The sequence below is a fragment of the Micromonospora sp. HM134 genome (genome assembly GCF_007833915.1).
GTDB classification, from domain to species: Bacteria; Actinomycetota; Actinomycetes; order Mycobacteriales; family Micromonosporaceae; genus Micromonospora; species Micromonospora wenchangensis.
In genome coordinates, this window is record NZ_CP041061.1 from 3,658,811 (window position 1) to 3,677,788 (window position 18,978).

Genomic DNA, 18,978 nt, shown 5'->3' on the forward strand with positions numbered 1-18,978 from the left:
CCGTACCCGTGACCGCACAGGAGGAGTGAGATGACCAGCGCGACCGAGGCCCCCCCGAGGGACGAACTGGTACGCCGCGCCAGTGAGCTGGTGCCGCTGCTGCGCAAGCACGCGGGCTGGCAGGAGGAGAACCGGCGGCTGCACGACGAGACGGTCGAGGCGCTGGCCGACGCCGGCCTGTTCCGGATGCGGGTGCCGCGCCGCTACGGCGGGTACGAGTCGGACACCCGCACCCTGCACGAGGTGATGGTGGAGCTGGGCCGGGGCGACGGCTCGGTGGCCTGGACGGCGTCGGTGTGGGCGATCCCCGGCTGGATGGTCGGGATGTTCCCCGACGAGGTGCAGGACGAGGTCTACTCCACCCCCGACGTGCGGATCTGCGGGACGTTGAGCCCGTCGGCCAGCGGCACCCCGAAGCCCGGCGGTGGCATGGTGCTCAACGGCAGTTGGAGTTTCATCAGCGGTGCCCTGCACAGCCACTGGCAGGAGGTCATCGCGATGGCCCCGGCCCCGGACGGGGTGAACCAGTGGCCGGTGATGGCCCTGGTGCCGCTGTCCGACCTGGAGATCGTCGACGACTGGTACACCGCCGGCCTACAGGGGTCGGGCAGCATCACCACGGTGGCCCGGGACGTGTTCGTGCCGCAGGAGCGGATCGTGCCGATGCCCGCCGTGCTCCAGGGGCAGAGCGCCTCGGCGCTCAACCGGGACCTGCCGATGTACCGCAACCCGCTGCTCGGGGTGGCGAACGCCTCCTCGGCCGGCACGGTGATCGGGCTGGCCCGGGCGGCGCGGGAGTTCTTCCTGGAGCGGCTCGACCGGAAGATCACCTACACCGACTACGCGACGCAGCGGGAGGCCCCGGTCACCCACGTCCAGCTCGCCGAGGCGACCATGAAGATCGACGAGGCCGAGTTCCACGCCCAGCGGATCACCGGCCTGGTCGACGCCAAGGGCGTCAGCGGTGAGCCGTGGACGCTGGAGGAGCGGGCCCGGACCCGGGCCGACATCGGGGCGATCTGCCAGCTCGGCCGGGCCGCCGTGGACCTGCTCGGGATGGCCAGCGGTGGCTCGTCGATCCTGCGTCAGGCCCCGATGCAGCGGGTCTTCCGGGACATGTACGCGGTCAACCTGCACGCGCTGATGGTCCCGTCGACGAACCTCGAACTCTACGGTCGGGTGCTGTGCGGGCTGGAGCCCAACTCGCCGTACATCTGAGTTGGCCCGTCCGCCGCGGTGGACGGCCCGGACGAAGTGGACCCGCGGCACCGGTCGGTGCCGCGGGTCCGCCGCATGTGCGGGTCGTCACATGTCGGGGCCACCGGCGCCGAGCACCGGACGGACCTCGACCAGGCCGAAGTTGGCCTCGGGGATCCGGGCGGCGTGCCCGACCGCCTGCTCGATGGTGTCGCACTCGATCAGGTAGATCCCGGCGACGTATTCCTTGACCTCGGGGAACGGGCCGTCGGTGGTGCTCACCTTGCCGTCGCTGACCAGGACCTTCTTGGCCTGCCCCTGGTCGGCGAGCGCCTCGGAGACGATCAGCTCGCCCGACTCGGCCAGATCCTCCACCAGCGACATGTGCGCCTTGAAGCCCGTCTCCCGCTCGCTGTCGGACATGTTCTGCCAGGCGTCCCGGGTCTGCTGGTTGTGGCTGATCATGATCAGGTACTTCATGGGTGCCTCCTGAAGGCTCGAACTATTTGCTTACCCGTATGTCGAAACCAACGAGCCAGCTTCGACATCCAGGCAGAAGCACATGCGACGTGCGTCGATGTCGAGGAGGGCACCATGAGCACCGGTACCACACCGAGTTCGGACGAGGCGCTGGACGCGTCCGCGGACCGGCCGGATCCCCGTCGGTGGAAGGCGCTGGCGCTGCTCGGCTTCGTCCAGTTCATGTTCGTCATCGACATGACCGTGGTCAGCGTCGCGCTGCCGCGCATCCAGGGTGAGCTCGACATGTCCCGCACCGGGCTGGCCTGGGTCGTCAACGGCTACGTCCTGATGGCCGGCGGGCTGCTGCTGTTCGGCGGCCGGCTCGCCGACCTGTTCGGCCGGCGGCGGATCTTCGTCACCGGCGTGGTCATCTTCGCCATCGCCTCGGTCATCTCCGGCGCCGCGATGAACCCCGAGATGCTCATCTACAGCCGCTTCCTCCAGGGCGTCGGCGAGGCGCTGGCCGCCCCGGCCGCGCTGGGCATCGTCTTCCTGCTCTTCTCGGCCCCGGCCGACCGGGTCAAGGCGGTCGGCATCTGGGGTGGCCTGTCCGGCCTGGCCGGCACCCTCGGCCCGGTCGTCGGCGGGCTCATCGTCGCCGACGCCAGCTGGCGCTGGATCTTCTACGTCAACGTCCCGGTCGCGGTGATCGCGCTGGCCCTGGTGGGCCGGCTGGTCGGCGAGACCCGGATGGAGCGCACCGGGCAGAAGTTCAACTTCGCCGGTGTGCTGACCGCCACCGCCGGTCTGGTGGCCATCGTCTACGGCCTGCTCCAGGCCGCCGAGCGGTCCTGGCTGTCGACGCAGGTGCTGCTGCCGCTCTTCGGTGGGCTGCTGCTGATCGGGCTGATGCTGCTGATCGAGTCGCGGGCCGCCGCGCCGCTGATCCCGCTGCGCTTCTTCACCAACCGCACCCGCGCGGTGGGCTACCTGGTCGGCCTGACCCTCTCCTGCGCCTTCTTCGGCTTCACCTTCCTGACCACCCTCTTCGAGCAGCAGGTGCTCGGCTACTCGCCGCTCAAGGGCGGCCTCTCCTTCATCCCGGTCGGCCTGGGCATCGCCTTCGGCGTCGGGCTGTCCACCGGCATGATCCCGAAGTTCGGCGTCAAGCCGGTGATCATCGTGGGTCTGCTCGGCGTGACCGCCGGTCTGCTGCTGCTCAGCGGGATCTCCGTGGACACCCACTACGCCAGCGGCATCCTGCCCGGCATGCTGGTGCTGGGCCTGTTCTTCGGCCTGGCGATGCCCGGCACCGCCAACACCGCGCTCTACAAGGTGGGCACCCAGGACACCGGGCTCGCCTCCGCCATGCAGAACGTGATGCAGCAGGTCGGTGGCGCGCTCGGCCTGTCGGTGCTGGTGGCGTTGGCCCTGCGGCTCGGCGGGGACCGGCTCGCCGAGGGGGTGAACGCGAGGGTCGCCGCCACCGAGGGCTACGTGCTGTCGTACCGGGTGTCGGCGGTGCTGCTCGTGGTCGTCGCCGTCATCGTGCTCCTGCTGCTGGACAAGATCGGTCTCCAGGGCGACTGGGCGGAGCCGGCCGCCCAGACGCCGGCCGACGCCCCGTCGGCCACCGCGGACACCCCGTCGGGTGACCCGAGCACCGCCGGCACCTCCACCGACGACCGGTCCAGCGCTCCGCCCGGACGCTGACCGGTCGGCGTCCGGGCCGTTGCCGCAGCCCGGACGTCGTTCCCGTCCCGACCTGACCCACCCCCCCCGGGTCCGTGCGGGACGTGCCGGCCGGCCCTCCCACCGGGCCGGCCGGCACCCCGGGGCCGGCCGCACCCGGCCCCGCCGCGCCACCTGGACCGTCCCCCCGGTCCGGGCCGGAGAAGCCTGCCGTCCCCCGGCAGGCGTCAGCCCCGCCGGATCCCCCTTCCGGCGGGGCTGACTCGGCCCGCGCGACCACCACGTCACGCGGCCCGGCGAGCGGGGGCGCAGGTCAGCGGGCGGCGGCCTGCGGCACGGCCGCCTCGGTGGCCGGCTTCTCGTCCCGGCGGCGTCGCCGGCCGTTGAGCAGGGCGCCGATGAACGTGTACCGGACCAGGTAGCGGTAGCTGAGCAGGGTGACCGGGTAGGTGACCAACAGGATGGCCGGGAACTTCACGAACCACGGCAGCGCCACCTGCGACACCGCCGCCTGCAACGCCATCACCAGCGGGAGGTGGACGACATAGACCCAGTACGACGCGTCGGCCACGTACCGGATCGACGGGTTCGGCCGGGACAGGTAGCGCATCGCCGCGCCGATCAGGCCCATCGTCCAGGCCCAGACGGCGAGCGTGTAGACCACCGCGTAGACGACCTTGTGCCAGCCCAGCGCCTCGGGTTCGGTGTCCGGGGTGAGCCCCACCATCGCCAGCGCGACGCCGGTCAGCACGACCGCCGCCACCAGGTTGCGCGGGTAGCGCCGCTCCCACACCCGGATCACGTCCACCTGGCGCTGGAGCAGCCAACCGAAACCGAACGCGCACCCGTAGGCGACCAACGCCACCGGGTTGGGGATCAGCCCGTTCTCGGCCGGCGGCACGCCGTACCAGAGCAGCCAGTCCTGCTTGAGCAGGAAGGCCACGCACAGCGGGGCGCCGACGACCAGCGGGGTGAGGTCCCGGGCGACGACGGTCCGCACGATCGGGTCGACGAGCCGGCTGCGCCGGGTGCCGTCGGCGTCGAGCAGGTTGACCACCGCCCGGACGGCCAGCGCCAGCACGTAGAGCACCAGCAGCCAGTAGAGGAACCACAGGTGGGTCAGCGGGAACGTGCTCGGGGTCATCGGGGTGGCCCCCGGGACCTCCTCGCCGGCCAGGTTCGCCGCGATGATGATCGCCACCACCGTGGAGGCCATCACCAGCGGCCAGAAGATCACCAGCGGGGCGAGGATGCGGACCGCCCGGTTGCGGACGAAGCCGCCGGTGCCGCGCCGGTGCAGCACCAGCCGGGCGAAGAAGCCGGCGATCAGGAAGAACAGCGTCATCCGGAACACGTGGATGACGAAGTAGGTGCCGTTCATCACCGGGCTCGTCGACACGTCCCCCACGACCCAGGTGCGGGGCTCCAGGAAGGACAGCGTCGTGTGCAGCACGACGCCGAGGAGCAGGGCTCCGGCGCGTACCGCGTCGAGGGCGTGCAGGCGTTCGGTGGCGCTCGTGGCGGCGCCGGGGACAGGGGTCGAGGGGATGGCCATGCTCTGCTCTCCACTACCCGCGGTCTCGGGTCCGTCCCGATTCCGCGCGTTCGTCGGGCGTCGGGAATGGGCGGCGCCGGCCGTTCCGGACACCGTGGTGCGCGTTCCGGCCCGACCGGCCGGACGGCACTGAGGGAGTTGCCGTCGACCGCTACCTGGAGGCTATAAAGCATAGACAATCATGGTCATCCGCACTTGCGGCAAAATTGTTTCATCTTTTGGTTGCCGGCATCGGCCTTTCGGCCTTTCCGGCTGATTCGTCGTTGTCCCACGTCGATTTCGGCGCGCCGGCAGGCATTGCGCCCGGCCATTTGTCGCCGGGTCAGGACCGCTGGGTGGCGCGCAGCCGCAGAAAACGTTGCTCCGGGACGCTGAGGGTGGACCGGGCGGCCAGCAGGTAGTACCGCCGGGCCTCGTCCCGGTCGCCGAGCAGGTCGAGCAGGTGTGCCCGGACCACGTGCACCCGGTGGTTGCCGGCGAGCACCGGGTCGGCCTCGGCGGCGGTCAGCTCGGCGAGCGCGGCCTGCGGGCCGTCCACCATGGCCACCGCCACGATCCGGTTGAGCGCGACCATCGGGCCGGGCGCGATGCGACGCAGCAGGTTGTAGAGGCCGAGGATCTGCGGCCAGTCGGTGTCCTCGGCCCGGGTCGCCTCGTCGTGCACCGCGGCGATCGCCGCCTGCACCTGGTACGGACCGACCGGTGCGCTGGCCAGGGTACGGGTGATCAGCGCGACGCCCTCGGCGATCGCCCGCCCGTCCCACCGGGACCGGTCCTGCTCGGCCAGCGGGATCAGCGCCCCGTCAGGCGCCGTGCGGGCCGGCCGGCGGGCGTCGGTGAGCAGCATCAGCGCCAGCAGCCCGGTGACCTCCGGGTCGTCGGGCAGGTGCTCGTGCAGCTGCCGGGTCAGCCGGATCGCCTCGGCGGTCAGCTCGATCCGGTTCAGCGCCGGCCCCGAACTGGCCGTGTAGCCCTCGTTGAAGATCAGGTAGAGGACCTCCATCACGGCGGCCACCCGCGCCGGGCGTTCCTCGGGGGCGGGCATCCGGAACTCGATGCCACTGGCCCGGATGCGTTGCTTGGCCCGGCTGATCCGCTGCGCGACGGTGGACTCCGGCACCAGGAAGGCCCGGGCGATCTCGGCGGTGCTCAGCCCGCCGACCGCCCGCAGGGTGAGCGCCACCTGGGAGGCCCGGGTCAGCGCCGGATGACAGCAGAGCATCAGCAGGGTCAGCGTGTCGTCGACCGCGGAGACCGGGCCGGGCTCCGGGCCGGTCAGCGCCGCCACCGCCCGTTCCCGGCGACGGCGGGCGGCGTCGTTGCGCCACAGTTCCGTCCAGCGGCGGGACGCCACCGTGGTCAGCCAGCCCCGGGGGTTGGCCGGCAGCCCCTCCTCGGGCCACTGCACGGCCGCCGCGAGCAGCGCCTCCTGGACGGCGTCCTCGCAGGTGTCGAAGCCGCCGTGCAGGCGTACCAGGGTGGAGAGCACCTGCGGCGCGTGCTCGCGCAGCAGGTCCTCGACCTCCGTGGTAACGGTCACGCGTCCGCCCGGGCGGCGTCGAGGACCGGGCGCACCTCGACCAGGCCGAGTTGCGCCTCGGGAATCCGGGCCGCGTGCGCCACCGCCTGCTCGATGCTCGCGCACTCCACCAGGTAGAAGCCGGCGAGGTACTCCTTCACCTCGGGGAAGGGGCCGTCGGTGGCGGTCGTCCGGCCACGCTCCACCCGGACCCGTCGGGCGGTGGACGGGTCGGCCAACGCCTCGGAGACGACGAGTTCACCGGTCGCGGTCAACTCGTCGACGAGGGCGGCGTGGGCCTTGACACCCATCTGCCGTTCGGTGTCGGACATGCCCTGCCACGCGTCACGAGCCTGTTCGTTGTGGCTGATCAGGATCAGATACTTCACCGCACCTCCAAGGTCGGAGATGATTGTCCCACCAGTAGGTCGAAACCAGCATCGCCGCTTCGACACATTACAGAACCGCAGCTCAGTGCGGGTAGGTCGGCGCGGCGGTCGGGTGTCGCGTCGTTTTCTCCGGTGGGCTGGTGGCATCGGGTCGGACGGCCGGCGGGGCCGACGAAATGGAATTCGTCTTCTCGTCGTCGGGTGTTTTCTCCGCCCCTCACCCCCGGTCGGCGACGAACTCCAAGATCGACGCTCCGACATAGTCGATCATCTCATCGGTGAGCGCCGGATAGACGCCGACCCAGAGCGTCTGCTCGGTGACGATGTCACTGTTGGTGAGATCGCCGACCACCCGGTAACGCTGGTTCAGGTACGCCGGGTGCCGGGTCAGGTTGCCGGCGAACAGCTGCCGGGTGCCGATCCGCCGGTCCTCCAGGAACGCCACCAGCTCGGACCGGCTGAACGGCGCGCCCGGGTCGACGGTGATGACGAACCCGAACCAGCTCGGCTCGCTGTTCGGGGTGGCCTCGGGCAGCAGCAGGTGCGGCACCCCGTCGAGCCGCTCACGCAGCCGACGCCAGTTGCGCCGACGCAGCGCGGTGAACTCGTCCAGCTTGGCCAGCTGGGTCAGCCCCAGCGCGGCCTGCAGGTCGGTGGCCTTCAGGTTGTAGCCGACGTGCGAGTAGATGTACTTGTGGTCGTAGCCCTGGGGGAGCGTGCCGAGCTGGTACTTGAACCGCTTCAGGCAGGTGTTCGACTCGCCCGGCGGGCACCAGCAGTCCCGGCCCCAGTCGCGCAGCGACTCCACGATCCGGGCCAGCGCCAGGTTCGAGGTGAGCACGCAGCCCCCCTCGCCCATGGTCAGGTGGTGGGCGGGATAGAAGCTGACCGTGGACAGGTCGCCGAACGTGCCGGTCAGCTCACCGTCGTACGTGGAGCCCACCGCGTCGCAGTTGTCCTCCACGAAGAACAGGTCGTGCGCGTCGGCCAGCTCGGCCATCTCCCGCGCCGGGTACGGGTTGCCCAGCGTGTGGGCCAGGATGATGGCCCGGGTCTTCGGGCCGATCGCCGCGGCGACCCGCTCCACCGAGGTGTTGTAGGTGCCCAGGTCGATGTCGACGAAGACCGGCACCAACCCGTTCTGCAGGATCGGGTTGACCGTGGTGGGGAACCCGGCGGCCACCGTGACCACCTCGTCGCCGGGGCGCAGCTGCCGGTCCTCCAGCAGGTCCGAGGTGAGCGCGCTGACCGCCAGCAGGTTCGCCGACGAGCCGGAGTTGGTCAGGTGGGCCTTGCGACGGTGCAGCTTGCGGGCGAACTCCGACTCGAACTTGCGGGCCAGCGGGCCGGCCGCGATCCGCATGTCCAGCGCCGCCTCCACCAGCGCCACCCGGTCCTCGGCGTCGAGCAGCGCCCCGGAGGGCCAGATCTCGGTCACCCCCGGGATGAACGGCTGGTTGGGCTGCACGTCCTGGTGGAACTTGCGGACCTCGTCGAGCAGCAGCGCTCTACGGTCACTCATGCCCCGATTCCTCCTCATGATCGCGACAGGTGTGCGTACCGGTGGCGGGACCGGACCGGGCGTGGTCCGGCCCGGTGACCGCCGGGGACCCGTGGTGGCGGGCGGTGCTCACCGACGCCACCGGGCGGACGACCCGCCGACCGGGGTGGCGTCGGCGGTGTCCCGCCGGACCAGCCGCTCCAGCGCCGCGACGGTCTCGGCCGGGGACGGCTGCGCCGCGACCTCCCGGGCCACCGCCGCGGCCGCGACCGCGAACCGGGGCCGGCCCAGGACCAGGCCGGCCGCGTCGGCCACCCCGCGCGGGGTGGCCGCGTCCAGCCGGACGGCCACCCCCACGCCCGCGGCGGCGATCGCCTCCGCGTTCTCCAACGCGTCGTCGAACTTCGGCAGCACGATCTGCGGGCAGCCCGCCGCCAGCGCGGTCAGGGCGGAACCCTGCCCGCCGTGGTGGATCAGCAACCGGCAGGTCGCCACCAGCTCCGACAACGGAATCCGGCCGGCGTGGCGGACCGCCGACGGCAGCGGCGGCAGCTCCCGGGCGGCCTCGTCGTCGATGGCGAGGACCAGTTCGGCGTCGAGGACGGCCAACTCCTCGACCAGCCCGCCGAGCAGGCCACCCATCCCGCCGCCGGTCAGCTGCGGCAGGACGGTGCCCATGGTCAGCCCGATCCGGGGCCGCGACGACGGGTCGAGCAGCCACTCCGGCACCCGGGCGGCGCCGTTGTACGGCACCGGCCGCAGCCCGAGGTGCGCCCGCGCGTGCGGCAGCCGCAGGCTGGGCGGCCACGGATCGAGCACCAGGTCGGCCCGGGGCAGCCGGGTCAACCCGAGCCGGTGCAGGTCACCCCGGAGCACCGTCTCGGCGGCGGCCCGGTACTCGACGAGTTCCGCGACCCCCCAGTGCAGCTCGACGTACGGGACGCCCTCGGCGCGGGCGGCCACCGGGCCGGCGTACTCGGAACGCTCGGCGAGCACCAGGTCCGGTCGCCAGGAGCGGACGGTGGCCAGGGTGCCGGCGAGGTTCCGCGACGCCATTGTCGCGAAGACCTCGCCGTGTCCGTAGGGGTCGTCCTCGATGCCGTGCGGCGCGTCCGGCCGCATCAGGTCACGGATGTCCATCCCCGGCCCGCTGGAGACCGCCGGCAGACCCGCCTGGGTCACCGTCGGCACGAAGTGCTCGGTGCAGGCGACCAGCACCTCGTGCCCCGCCGCCCGCAGCGCCCAGGCGAGCGGCACGAGCGGGAAGAGATGACCGTGCATCGGTGCGCTGGTGATCAGCACGCGCATCTGCGGCTCCGACGGCTATGGGCGCCGCCGGACTGCGCGGCGACGGATACCGGTACTGACTGTTACCAATAGCGGTACTGCCTATTACCAATAGATCGTGGCAGAGGCGGGGGAGGTAGACACCTCCGTGCGTGCCGTCTGGCCGTCCCGCCCGTCAGGTGGCGGGGCGGACCGTCACCACGCTCGGCAGGCCGTTGTCGGCCGCCGCCTCCAGCGGGGCGACCCGGGAGCCGGTCACCGCGATGCCGTCCATCCGGACCACCGGGGCGAACCAGGCCAGGTCGGTCAGCCGGGCCACCGCCTGCTGGAACAGCCCCGCCTGGGTGGCCGGGTCCGGCTCGGCGATCGCCCGGTCCAGCGCCTGCCGCAGCTGCGCGTCGTCCGTGGCGTACGGGTTGAACGGGTTGGCGACCGGCCGCATGAAGTCCAGTGAGGACAGGTACGTCGGCAGGTTGCCGTAGCCGAACGCGGTGACCGGGAACTTGCGGGACATCACGTGCTCCAGCCACTGCGGCACCTGGGTGTCGGTGGTCAGCTCCACGGTCACCCCGATCTTCTTCCACTGCCCGGCCACCACCTGCGCCACGGCGGCGATGCCCGGGGTGTGCGCCTCGGCCTTGACGGTGAAGCCGTTCGGGTAACCGGCCTCGGTGAGCAGCGCCTTCGCCCGGTCCGGGTCGTACGGGTAGCGGTCGTCCAGGGCCGCCTGGTAGCCGTCGAAGCCGGGGGCGGCGATCTGGCTGGTCGGGTGGGCGAACTCGCCGAAGATCGTCTTGGCGATGGTGGCCCGGTCGATGGCGTGGTTCAACGCCTGGCGTACCCGCACGTCGCGCAGCGGCGCGGCGACCGTGCCGTCGCGGTCGGCGAGCACCATGCCGAGCACCGCCACGCTGGCCGTGATGTGCTTGAGCCCGGCGGCGGCGACCGCCGGCCCGGCGTCGGCGTTGAGCGCGGCGTAGTCGATCTGGCCCGCCTGGATGGCCTGCACGGTGGCGTTCGCGTCCGGCAGCACCCGGACCACGACCTTCTTCCAGTGCTGCCCGTCCTTGTTCCAGTACCGGGGGTTGGGCAGGTAGGTGTAGTGGTCGCCGGCCACGGTGCCGGCCGGGTCGAGCTGGTAGGGGCCGGCGCCGAAGGTCCGCTGGGCGAGCTGGCCCGGGTCGGTCAGCCCGGCGGGGGAGACCACCGAACCGGAGAGGATCGCCTGGCTGAACAGCTGCCGCATCACCGGGTTCGGGCTGCTGTTGGTGACCACCACCGTGGCCGCGTCGGGCGCGGTGATGCTGGCGATGGTGGCCGCCCAGGTCTTCGCCTTCGGGCTGACCGTCCGCATGTACTCCAGCGACTTGACGACCGCCGGGGCGTCCAGCGGGGTGCCGTCGGCGAAGGTCAGCCCCGGCCGCAGCTTGAGCTGGAAGACCTTGTTTTGCCGGTCGACGTAGCCGAACGACTCGGCCAGCTCGCCGGTGAACGTCCGGTCGGCGTTCATCCGGATCAGCGGGGCGTACGCCAGCGCCACCGTCGGAATGTTGTTCAGGTCGATGTTGGCCTTGTACGGGTCGAGCGTCGGCGGGGCCGCCACCGCCATGGTCAGGACGGCGTCGTCGCCGCCGCCCCCCTCCTCGGCGGTGCCGGAACAGGCGGTCAGCGAGCCGACCGTGAGCAGCGCGGCGGCGACCAGGAGCCGTACCTGGTGGACGCTCCGGCGCGGACGATGCGCGAACATGGCCATCCTTTCCCGGCGGATGCCGGTGTCGAGGGGTTGCGGGTGCGGACGGTGCGGGATGCGGTCAGGGTGGCGGGGAGGCGCCCGCCGGGGTCGCCGGTGCGGTGCGCGCCGCCGACCCCAGGTCGGCGTGCCGCAGGCAGGCGCTCAGCACGCCGGTGGCCGTCGGCACCAGCGGCGGGCGCTGCCGGGTGCAGGCGTCGACCCGGTACGGGCAGCGGGCCGCGAACCGGCAGCCGGCGTCCCCGCCCGCTCCGGGGCCGGGCGTCGGGCCGTCCGGCTGCTGCCGGCCGACGGCGGCCAGCGCGGCGCGGGCCGGGCCGGGGTCCGGCACCGGCGCGGCGGCCAGCAGGGCCCGGGTGTACGGGTGCGCGGGCCGCCGGTACACCGTCTCGGCGGCACCGGACTCGACGACCTGCCCCCGGTAGAGCACCACGATCCGGTGCGACAGGTGCCGCACCACCGCCAGGTCGTGGGCGATGAACAGGTGCCCGAACCCGAGGTCGGCCTGGAGGTCGGCGAGCAGGTTGATGATCTGCGCCCGGACGGACAGGTCCAACGCGGACACCGGCTCGTCGGTGACCAGCAGCCGGGGGGTGCCGACCAGCGCCCGCGCCAGGGCGATGCGCTGCCGCTGCCCACCCGAGAACTGGCCCGGGTAGCGGTGCGCCGCGTCCGCCGGCAGGCCCACCCGGCGCAGCGCCTCGACGACCAGCGCCCGACGCCGGGCCGCGTCCAGACCCCGCCGGTTGAGCAGCGGCTCGACCAGGCAGTCGCCGATCCGGCGGGCCGGGTTCAGCGAGCTGTACGGGTCCTGGAACACCAACTGCACGTCGCCGCTGAGCGCCCGCCGCTGCCGCCGGCCGGCGTGCGTGACGTCCACCCCGTCGACACCGATCCGGCCGTCGGTCACCGGGGTCAGGCCCAGGATCGCGCGGGCGATCGTCGACTTGCCCGAGCCGGACTCGCCGACCAGGCCGACCGTCTCACCGGCGGCCACCGTCAGGCTCACCCCGTCCACCACCCGGGTCGCCGACCGTCGGCGTCCGAGGTCGACCACCAGGTCGTCCACCGCCAGCAACGACCGCCCGGTCATGCCGCCACCCGGCTCTCGTTCGGCCGGACGCAGCGCACGGCGTGTGCCGGGCCGGCCCGGTCCAGCGGCACCGGGGCCCGCCGGCAGGGCTCGACGGCCAGCGGGCAGCGCGGCGCGAACCGGCACCCCGTCGGCCAGTCCCCGGGCGCCGGCACCGTGCCGGCGATGGTGGGCAGCCGGCCCGACCCGGACACCCGGTGCGGATCGGCCGCCAGCAGCCCCCGGGTGTACGGGTGCCGGGGGCGGGCGAACAGCTCGGTCACCGGGCAGGACTCGACGACCTGACCGGCGTACATCACCACCGCCCGGTCGCAGAGCGCCGCCACCACCCCCAGGTCGTGGGTCACCAGCAGCACGGCGAGCCGTCGTTCCCGGCTGGTCCGGGCCAGCAGGGCCAGGATCTCGGCCTGCCGGGTGACGTCCAGCGCGGTGGTCGGTTCGTCGGCGATCAGCAGTTCCGGGTCGCCGGCCAGGGCGAAGGCGATCGCCACCCGCTGGGCCATCCCCCCGGACAACTGGTGCGGATACCGACGCGCGGTGCTATCCGGATCGGGCAGGCCGACGTCGCGCAGCAGCGCCACCACCCGCTCGCGGGCCGCCCGCCCGCCCACGCCGGTGTGCCGCCGGACCGCCTCGCCGAGTTGGGCCCCGACGCGCAGGGTCGGGTCCAGGCTGACCATCGGGTCCTGGGCGACGTACCCGATCCGCCGGCCCCGGACGGTGCGCCACTGCCGGTCGGTGGCCCGTACCAGGTCGAGGCCGGCGAAGTGGCAGCTGCCGGTGACCCGGCCGTCGCCCGGCGGCAGCCCGAGGATGCTCAGCGCGGTGACCGTCTTGCCGCAGCCCGACTCGCCGACCAGCCCGACGATCTCCCCGGGGGCGATGTCCAGGTCGACGTCGCTGACCACGGTGGTGGCGTCCGGGGTGGCCGCGCCGGGACGGCCCGGGAGCCGGACCGACAACCCGCGCACCGACAGCAGGGCGTCGGGGCGGGGCGCGCCGGGGTGGCCGTGGACGTGGCCGGCGCGGGGACCGCCCGGTGCCGGCCGGCCCACCCGGAGCGCCGTCGGCGGGCCAGCTTCGTCGTCGACCAGGCGGCGGTCGTGCCGTCGCGGGCGGCGTCGCCGAGCAGCACGAAGGAGAGCACGGTCAACGCGACCGCCAGCCCCGGCGGGACCAGGGCCCACGGGTGACGGACGATGACCATCCGCGCCTCGTCGATCATGCCGCCCCAGCTCGGCTCCGGCGGCGGCGGCCCGAACCCGAGGAACGCCAGGCTCGCCTGCATCACCAGGGCGACCGCCGCGACCAGGGACGCCTGCACGATGACCAGGCCGCGCAGCCGGGGCAGCACGTGCCGGCGCAGGATCTGCGGTGCGGAGAGCCCGGCCAGCCGGGCCGCCGCGATGAACAGCTCCTCCCGGGTGGACCGGGTGGCGGCCCGGACCACCCGGATCAGCCCGGAGGAGAGCAGCAGCCCGAAGGTCAGCATGGCGATCGTGACGTCGCCCGGGAAGACGGCCACCACCACCAGCAGGATCACGATGGCCGGCAACGAGAACAGCAGGTCGGCCAGCCGGCCCACCAGCGCGTCGACCAGCCCGCCGAGGTAGCCGGCGAGCAGGCCCAGGCCCACCCCGACCACGGTGGCCGTCAGCACCGCCACCAGCACCCCCCACAGGGTGCCCGCCGCGCCGTACGCGAGCCGGCTGAGCAGGTCCTGACCGAGCCGGTCGGTGCCCAGCGGATGCGCGGCCGACGGTCCGGTCAGGGCGGCCGGCAGGTCCTGGTCGACCGGGTCCCGACCGGTGACCAGCTCGGGGTGCAGGGCGCAGGCCAGCACCAGCAGCAGCCACAGCACGGCGAGCAGCACCAGCGGCCGACGCAGCAACCGCACCGCCACCGCCGCCGGCCGGCTCACCGGGCACCCACCCGGGGGTCCAGCCACGCCTGGGCCAGATCGGCGAGCAGCCCGATCACCACGACGATCAGGGTGTAGCAGACCACCGCCCCCTGGAGCACCGGAATGTCGTGCTGGGCGGCGGCGAGCGCGGCCCCGGAGCCCAGGCCGGGCAGTCCGAAGATGTTCTCGATCAGCACGGTCGCGCCGAGCAGGCTGGCGGAGATCACCCCGAGCAGCGCGACCACCGGCACCGCCGCGGTGCGTAACGCGTGCCGGTAGACGATCGACCGGGTGGACAGCCCGTTGGCCTGCATCACCCGGACGAAGTCGCGGCTCAGCACGTCCAGCATGGAGTCGCGGGTCTGTTTGGCCACCGCGGTGACCGCCGCCAGCGACGTCGCGGCCACCGGCAACGCCAGCGACCGCAGCCACTGCACCGGGGACTCCCCGAACGGGACGTAGCCGGTGGCCGGGAAGATCCGCCACCGCACCGCCAACCAGGTGATCAGCACCAGGGCCAACCAGAATCCGGGTACGGCGAGACCCACCACCGAGGCCACGTCGACCAGCCGCCCGAGCGGTCCACCCCGGACGGCGCTGAGCACGCCGAGGGCGGTGCCGACCACGCCGACGGTCAGCGTGGCCAGCAGGATGAGCGACAGCGTCGGGGCCAACCGGCTGGCGATCAACGGGCCGACGGCCGTGCCAGTGCTCACCGACCGGCCCAGGTCGCCGTGCACGGCGTCGGCCAGCCAGCTGAGGTACTGCACGGTCAGCGGCCGGTCCAGCCCCATCTGCCGGTGCAGGGCCTCGACCTGCTCGGGCGGGGCCAGCGGACCGAGCACCGTGCGGGCCGGGTCACCGGGCACCAACGAGATCAGCAGGAAGCACAGGACCGACACGACGAACAGCAGTGGCCCGGTCCAGGCCAGGCGGCGCAGGACTAGCCGGACCATGGCCACCGGTGGCCGTCCGCACCGACGCCCCGACGGGCGTCGATCCCCCCTGTGGTCGTACGGCCGGCCGGGTCGCCGGCGTCGTCGAGTCTGATGGCGTCACGCTCCAGCCGTCGGTGGTCAGGGACGACCCACCGACGTCCGTGATCAGCGGCGCGTCAGGGGCCGTGTCCACGCTGGCAGAGCGGAGGTACCGTTGTCTTCCGCAGACGTGCTCACCCGGTGGGTTTCCCGGCACCGCCACCGGTGTGCGATAGAACTTCCGCGACGAGCATGTCCCACGTGGCGCGGGGCGGCATCTGGTGCCCCACCCCCTGCAACGGCAACAGCCGGGCGACGGGCAGTTCGGCGGCCAACGCCTCCCCGTGCCCGTACGGGAAGAGCGGGTCCTCGGTGCCGTGCACCACCAGGGCCGGTGCGGTGATCCCGGGCAGCGCGTCGCGGTACTCCGGCCCGCCGTCGATCGACCAGTGGTTGGCCAGGCTGGCCCGGATGTCGACGGTCCGCGCCACCGCCCGCGCCACGAGTTCCCGCAGCTCCGCCCCGGCCAGCGGGACACTGCCCGTCAACGGTCGCTGGCCGGCGGCGATGTGCTCCACGATGGAGTCCGGGTCGTCCCAGTCCGGGTCGGGGCGGGACTCCCCGAAGCTCGCCATCAGCGCCCGCGACATCGGCGGCAGGTCGGGGTAGGGGCGCTTGCCGATCCGCAGGGCGGGGCTGGTCGAACTCAACGTCAGCGAGGCGACCCGGTGCGGGTGCTCCACGGCGAGCCGCTGGGCGATCGCGCCGCCCATCGAGATGCCCCAGACGTGCGCGGCCCCCAGGTCGAGCCGGTCGATCAGGGCGGCGGCATCGGTGACCAGGTCGTCGAAGTGGTAGTCGGGGGAGCCGGCCGGCCAGCCGGTGGAACGGCCGGTGTCCCGGTGGTCGTAGCGCACCACGTACCGGCCGCCGTCGGCGAGTCGCCGGCACAGCCCGTCGGCCCACCAGTCCATCGAGTTCGACGCCCCGCTGACCAGCAGCACGGCGGGGTGCCCCGGTGCGCCGAAGGTGTCGACGCAGAGCTGTACGCCGTTGGCGGGGACGTGTCGCTCCGTCCCCGCCATCAGCCCCTCGTCGCCAACGGTCCGATATGTGCTCAAGACGGTCTCCTCATGCCCTCGGACCACGCGCGGGAATTCCGCGACCACCGGCGGTCACCATGCGGGAGATTATCCGCCCCACCGTTCGAGCAAACCGCGTAAAACGCCGGCTATGCCACGAGATGTTCCAGCGAGTCGAGCAGGTCGTCGAGGTCGTCGGTGACCACCGCGCCGTCCCGCCACCGGGCCAACGGGTCCGTCCGCACCGCCGCCCGCAACCGCTCGACCCGCTGCGCCTGCGGCTGCGGGACCGTCCCGTCGTCGGCCCCCCGGGCCAGTGCCGCGTCGATCCGGTCCAGCCGCGCCCCGGCGGTCTCCCACACCGCCTCCGCCGCCGTCACCACCTCGGCGACCCCCGGAACAGCTCGTCCATCCGGGCCACCGCCCCCGCGACGGTCAACTCCACCCGGCCGTCGTCGGTGATCCGTCGCCGGGAGAGCGGCGGCGGCGGGCCGGTGACCACCACGGACGCCTGGTCGAGCAGCGCGCTGACCCGGGCCAGCTCCGCCGCCGACGGCTGCCCGGGACCGGCGAACGGCCGGACCGCCTCGTCGACCACGGCCGAGTAGGCGTGGTAGACCGTCCACAACTGGGCCAGGTCCGTCCGGGCCGCCGCCCACCGGCGGGCCGACTCCCCGGTCAGCTCGGCGGCGGCCAGCAGGTGCCGGTCCAGGTGCCGCTCCAGGTCCACCAGGTTGGCCTGGATGGCGTCCCGGTCGGTGACCGCCGCCGCCACCGCCGCCCCGGCCTGCGGGCCGGACAGCACCTCGACGGTGGCGGTGGCCAGCAGCGGGGCGCGCAGCAGCGCCGGGGGTCGCGGCGTCGGCCGTCGTCGCCGGGCCAGCAGGTCGTCCACCCGGGCGGCGAGCGGCTGCTCGACCAGCCGGTGGCTGAGCGTGGCCAGCAGCACCGCGCCGAGCAGCGTCACCGTCTCCAGCTCCCAGAACCCGGCCGTGCCGTACAGCTCGCGGATCGGGCGGACGGCGCCGCTGAACACCGCCCCCGGCTGGAGGTAGAAGTGCATCACCGCGAAGTGCCACAGGTAGACGCCGTAGGAGACCCGTCCCAGGTGGACCACCGGGCGGGCGGTCAGCACCGCGTCCACCACCCGGGTCCGGGCCGCGCCCGGGGACACCAGCGGCAGCGACGCGAACAACCCGAACAGGGCCACCATCAGGTACGTCATGAACAGCCCGCTGGTCGAGTAGATCGCGTCCATCCCGATCACGCTGAACGGGCGGGCGCAGTTGACCAGGTAGACCACGACCGCGGCGACCCAGAACAACCCCGGACGCAGCGCGGCGAACCGCAGCAGCCGGGGGGTGTCCCCGGGCGACACCTGCGCCAACGCCAGCAGCACGGCCAGCCCGAGACCGATGCCGATGGTCGGCGCGAACCCCTGCGGCCACCAGAACACCATCCGGTTGTCCCAGCCGTTGCCCTTGACGAAGAACAGCCAGCCGACACCGATGGCGATCAGCACCGGCACCGGCAGCAGCAGCCGGCGGGCCCGCGCCACCGGGGTCGCGCCCCGGGCGGCGAAGCGGTGACTCGCCCAGGCGATCAGCGGCAGCGCCAGGTACCACTGGACCATGCTCGGCACCGTCCAGCTGACCTCCATCCCGTTGATGAAGTGCGGCGCGAACGGGCTCGGCGAATAGATCTGCAACAGCAGCAACGGACGCAGCACGTACCAGGGGCCGTCGATGGCGTCCCGGTTCAACGCCACCAGCACCACCAGGTACATCAGGTAGTAGGCCGGCAGCAGCCGCATCAGCCGACGGACCATCGTCGCGCCCTGCGGCGGGCGCGGCCGGCCGGCGATGATCGCCCGGGCCAGCGGCAGGTAGAGGTAGAGCGCGGGCAGGACGAAGAACACCCCGATGAACGAGGGCAGCCCGCTGACGAAGAACCCGCCGAGGAAGTTGCTCGGCGGTCGGGGCGCACCCAGCGCCTTGGTGCCCAGCAGCCCGGAGAACATCGCCACGTGCACGGTCAGCAGCGCCAACGCCGCCAACCCGCGGATGCCGAAGATCGCCGGGTCCCGGTCACCGCCCGTGCGGCCCGTGGCGGCCGTGGCCCCGCCGCTGTCCCTGGTCGTCACGCTCACGTACTCGTCCTTTCGGTCCGGCCGGCGGTGCGCCGACCGGGAGCCGGCCGGGACCCACGGCACGCGGGATGGTGTCGCCCCTGTCCAGCGGGCCGGTGGTCAGCGCAGGACGGACCGCACGAAGCGCAGCGTCGTACGCACCTCCGGGCTCTCCGCCAGCTCCAGCGCCCGCTTCAACTCGGGCACCCGGTCGACGACCAGGTCCCGCAGCCGGCGCAGCTCGGCGGAGTTGATGCTGAAGGTCGTGGTCCCGTCCTCGTTCTCGGTCACCTGCGGCACGTGTCCGCCTCCTCGTCTCGGCCGTCCGTGCGGCGCCGGACACCGGCGTCCACACCGTCGGGGCCGCGACCGTGGCGGCACCCGTCGTACCCGGTTCGAGGATGGAACCGGCGAGGTGGGGGGTCATCTCCGAGCGTGCTCAC

At 73.0% G+C, this 18,978-nt stretch carries 17 protein-coding genes; 2 read left to right on the plus strand and 15 right to left on the minus strand.

What is annotated here, in order from left to right:
- Positions 1-30: 30 nt before the first annotated feature.
- The gene (locus FJK98_RS15520; RefSeq protein ID WP_145919656.1) at positions 31-1,218 is read left to right on the plus strand and encodes an acyl-CoA dehydrogenase family protein; all 1,188 of its coding nucleotides are present in this window, start codon (positions 31-33) and stop codon (positions 1,216-1,218) included.
- Positions 1,219-1,305: 87 nt separating this feature from the next.
- On the opposite strand, the gene FJK98_RS15525 is transcribed toward FJK98_RS15520, so the two are convergent.
- On the minus strand, positions 1,306-1,677 hold the full coding sequence (locus FJK98_RS15525) for a YciI family protein (protein ID WP_145919657.1): 372 nt from the start codon (positions 1,675-1,677) through the stop codon (positions 1,306-1,308).
- A gap of 114 nt (positions 1,678-1,791) precedes the next feature.
- Between FJK98_RS15525 and FJK98_RS15530 the strand changes: the two genes are divergently transcribed.
- On the plus strand, positions 1,792-3,372 hold the full coding sequence (locus tag FJK98_RS15530; RefSeq protein ID WP_145919658.1) for an MFS transporter: 1,581 nt from the start codon (positions 1,792-1,794) through the stop codon (positions 3,370-3,372).
- 292 nt (positions 3,373-3,664) lie between these two features.
- Here the strand turns inward: FJK98_RS15530 and FJK98_RS15540 are convergent, their stop codons facing one another.
- From FJK98_RS15540 to FJK98_RS15605, 14 genes are all read right to left on the minus strand, one after another.
- Entirely contained in the window at positions 3,665-4,906 is a 1,242-nt protein-coding gene (locus FJK98_RS15540; protein ID WP_145919659.1) for an acyltransferase family protein, read from the minus strand.
- 322 nt (positions 4,907-5,228) lie between these two features.
- Positions 5,229-6,446 carry an RNA polymerase sigma factor gene (locus FJK98_RS15545; RefSeq protein WP_145919660.1) on the minus strand — a complete coding sequence of 406 codons (1,218 nt, stop codon included), beginning with the start codon at positions 6,444-6,446 and terminating at the stop codon, positions 5,229-5,231.
- The gene (locus FJK98_RS15550) at positions 6,443-6,814 is read right to left on the minus strand and encodes a YciI family protein (protein ID WP_145919661.1); all 372 of its coding nucleotides are present in this window, start codon (positions 6,812-6,814) and stop codon (positions 6,443-6,445) included. Before FJK98_RS15550 ends, FJK98_RS15545 begins: the two co-directional genes overlap by 4 nt.
- A 217-nt stretch (positions 6,815-7,031) precedes the next feature.
- Positions 7,032-8,336 (minus strand): lipopolysaccharide biosynthesis protein RfbH, encoded by a 1,305-nt coding sequence (gene rfbH, locus FJK98_RS15555; protein ID WP_145919662.1) that lies wholly within the window; start codon positions 8,334-8,336, stop codon positions 7,032-7,034.
- A gap of 108 nt (positions 8,337-8,444) precedes the next feature.
- Positions 8,445-9,623 (minus strand): nucleotide disphospho-sugar-binding domain-containing protein, encoded by a 1,179-nt coding sequence (locus FJK98_RS15560; RefSeq protein ID WP_145919663.1) that lies wholly within the window; start codon positions 9,621-9,623, stop codon positions 8,445-8,447.
- Between the two features lie 154 nt (positions 9,624-9,777).
- Complete coding sequence (locus FJK98_RS34675) at positions 9,778-11,349, minus strand: ABC transporter substrate-binding protein (protein WP_168222481.1); 1,572 nt, start codon at positions 11,347-11,349, stop codon at positions 9,778-9,780.
- A 64-nt stretch (positions 11,350-11,413) separates the two neighbouring features.
- On the minus strand, positions 11,414-12,445 hold the full coding sequence (locus FJK98_RS15570; RefSeq protein ID WP_145919665.1) for an oligopeptide/dipeptide ABC transporter ATP-binding protein: 1,032 nt from the start codon (positions 12,443-12,445) through the stop codon (positions 11,414-11,416).
- Positions 12,442-13,353, minus strand: coding sequence for an ABC transporter ATP-binding protein (locus FJK98_RS15575; RefSeq protein ID WP_145922784.1), 912 nt, complete (start codon positions 13,351-13,353; stop codon positions 12,442-12,444). The genes FJK98_RS15570 and FJK98_RS15575 overlap by 4 nt, the downstream gene beginning before the upstream one ends.
- Entirely contained in the window at positions 13,263-14,366 is a 1,104-nt protein-coding gene (locus FJK98_RS34070) for an ABC transporter permease (RefSeq protein WP_168222482.1), read from the minus strand. Before FJK98_RS34070 ends, FJK98_RS15575 begins: the two co-directional genes overlap by 91 nt.
- Positions 14,363-15,304, minus strand: a complete 942-nt coding sequence (locus tag FJK98_RS15585; protein ID WP_145919666.1) for an ABC transporter permease — start codon at positions 15,302-15,304, stop codon at positions 14,363-14,365. The genes FJK98_RS34070 and FJK98_RS15585 overlap by 4 nt, the downstream gene beginning before the upstream one ends.
- Before the next feature lie 215 nt (positions 15,305-15,519).
- Positions 15,520-16,446 carry an alpha/beta fold hydrolase gene (locus tag FJK98_RS15590; RefSeq protein ID WP_205789463.1) on the minus strand — a complete coding sequence of 309 codons (927 nt, stop codon included), beginning with the start codon at positions 16,444-16,446 and terminating at the stop codon, positions 15,520-15,522.
- Between the two features lie 110 nt (positions 16,447-16,556).
- Entirely contained in the window at positions 16,557-16,790 is a 234-nt protein-coding gene (locus FJK98_RS15595; protein ID WP_145919667.1) for a hypothetical protein, read from the minus strand.
- Positions 16,784-18,556: an acyltransferase gene (locus FJK98_RS15600; protein WP_168222483.1), complete on the minus strand. Its 1,773-nt coding sequence runs from the start codon at positions 18,554-18,556 to the stop codon at positions 16,784-16,786. Before FJK98_RS15600 ends, FJK98_RS15595 begins: the two co-directional genes overlap by 7 nt.
- Before the next feature lie 99 nt (positions 18,557-18,655).
- Positions 18,656-18,835: a hypothetical protein gene (locus FJK98_RS15605; RefSeq protein WP_145919669.1), complete on the minus strand. Its 180-nt coding sequence runs from the start codon at positions 18,833-18,835 to the stop codon at positions 18,656-18,658.
- Positions 18,836-18,978: the final 143 nt, after the last annotated feature.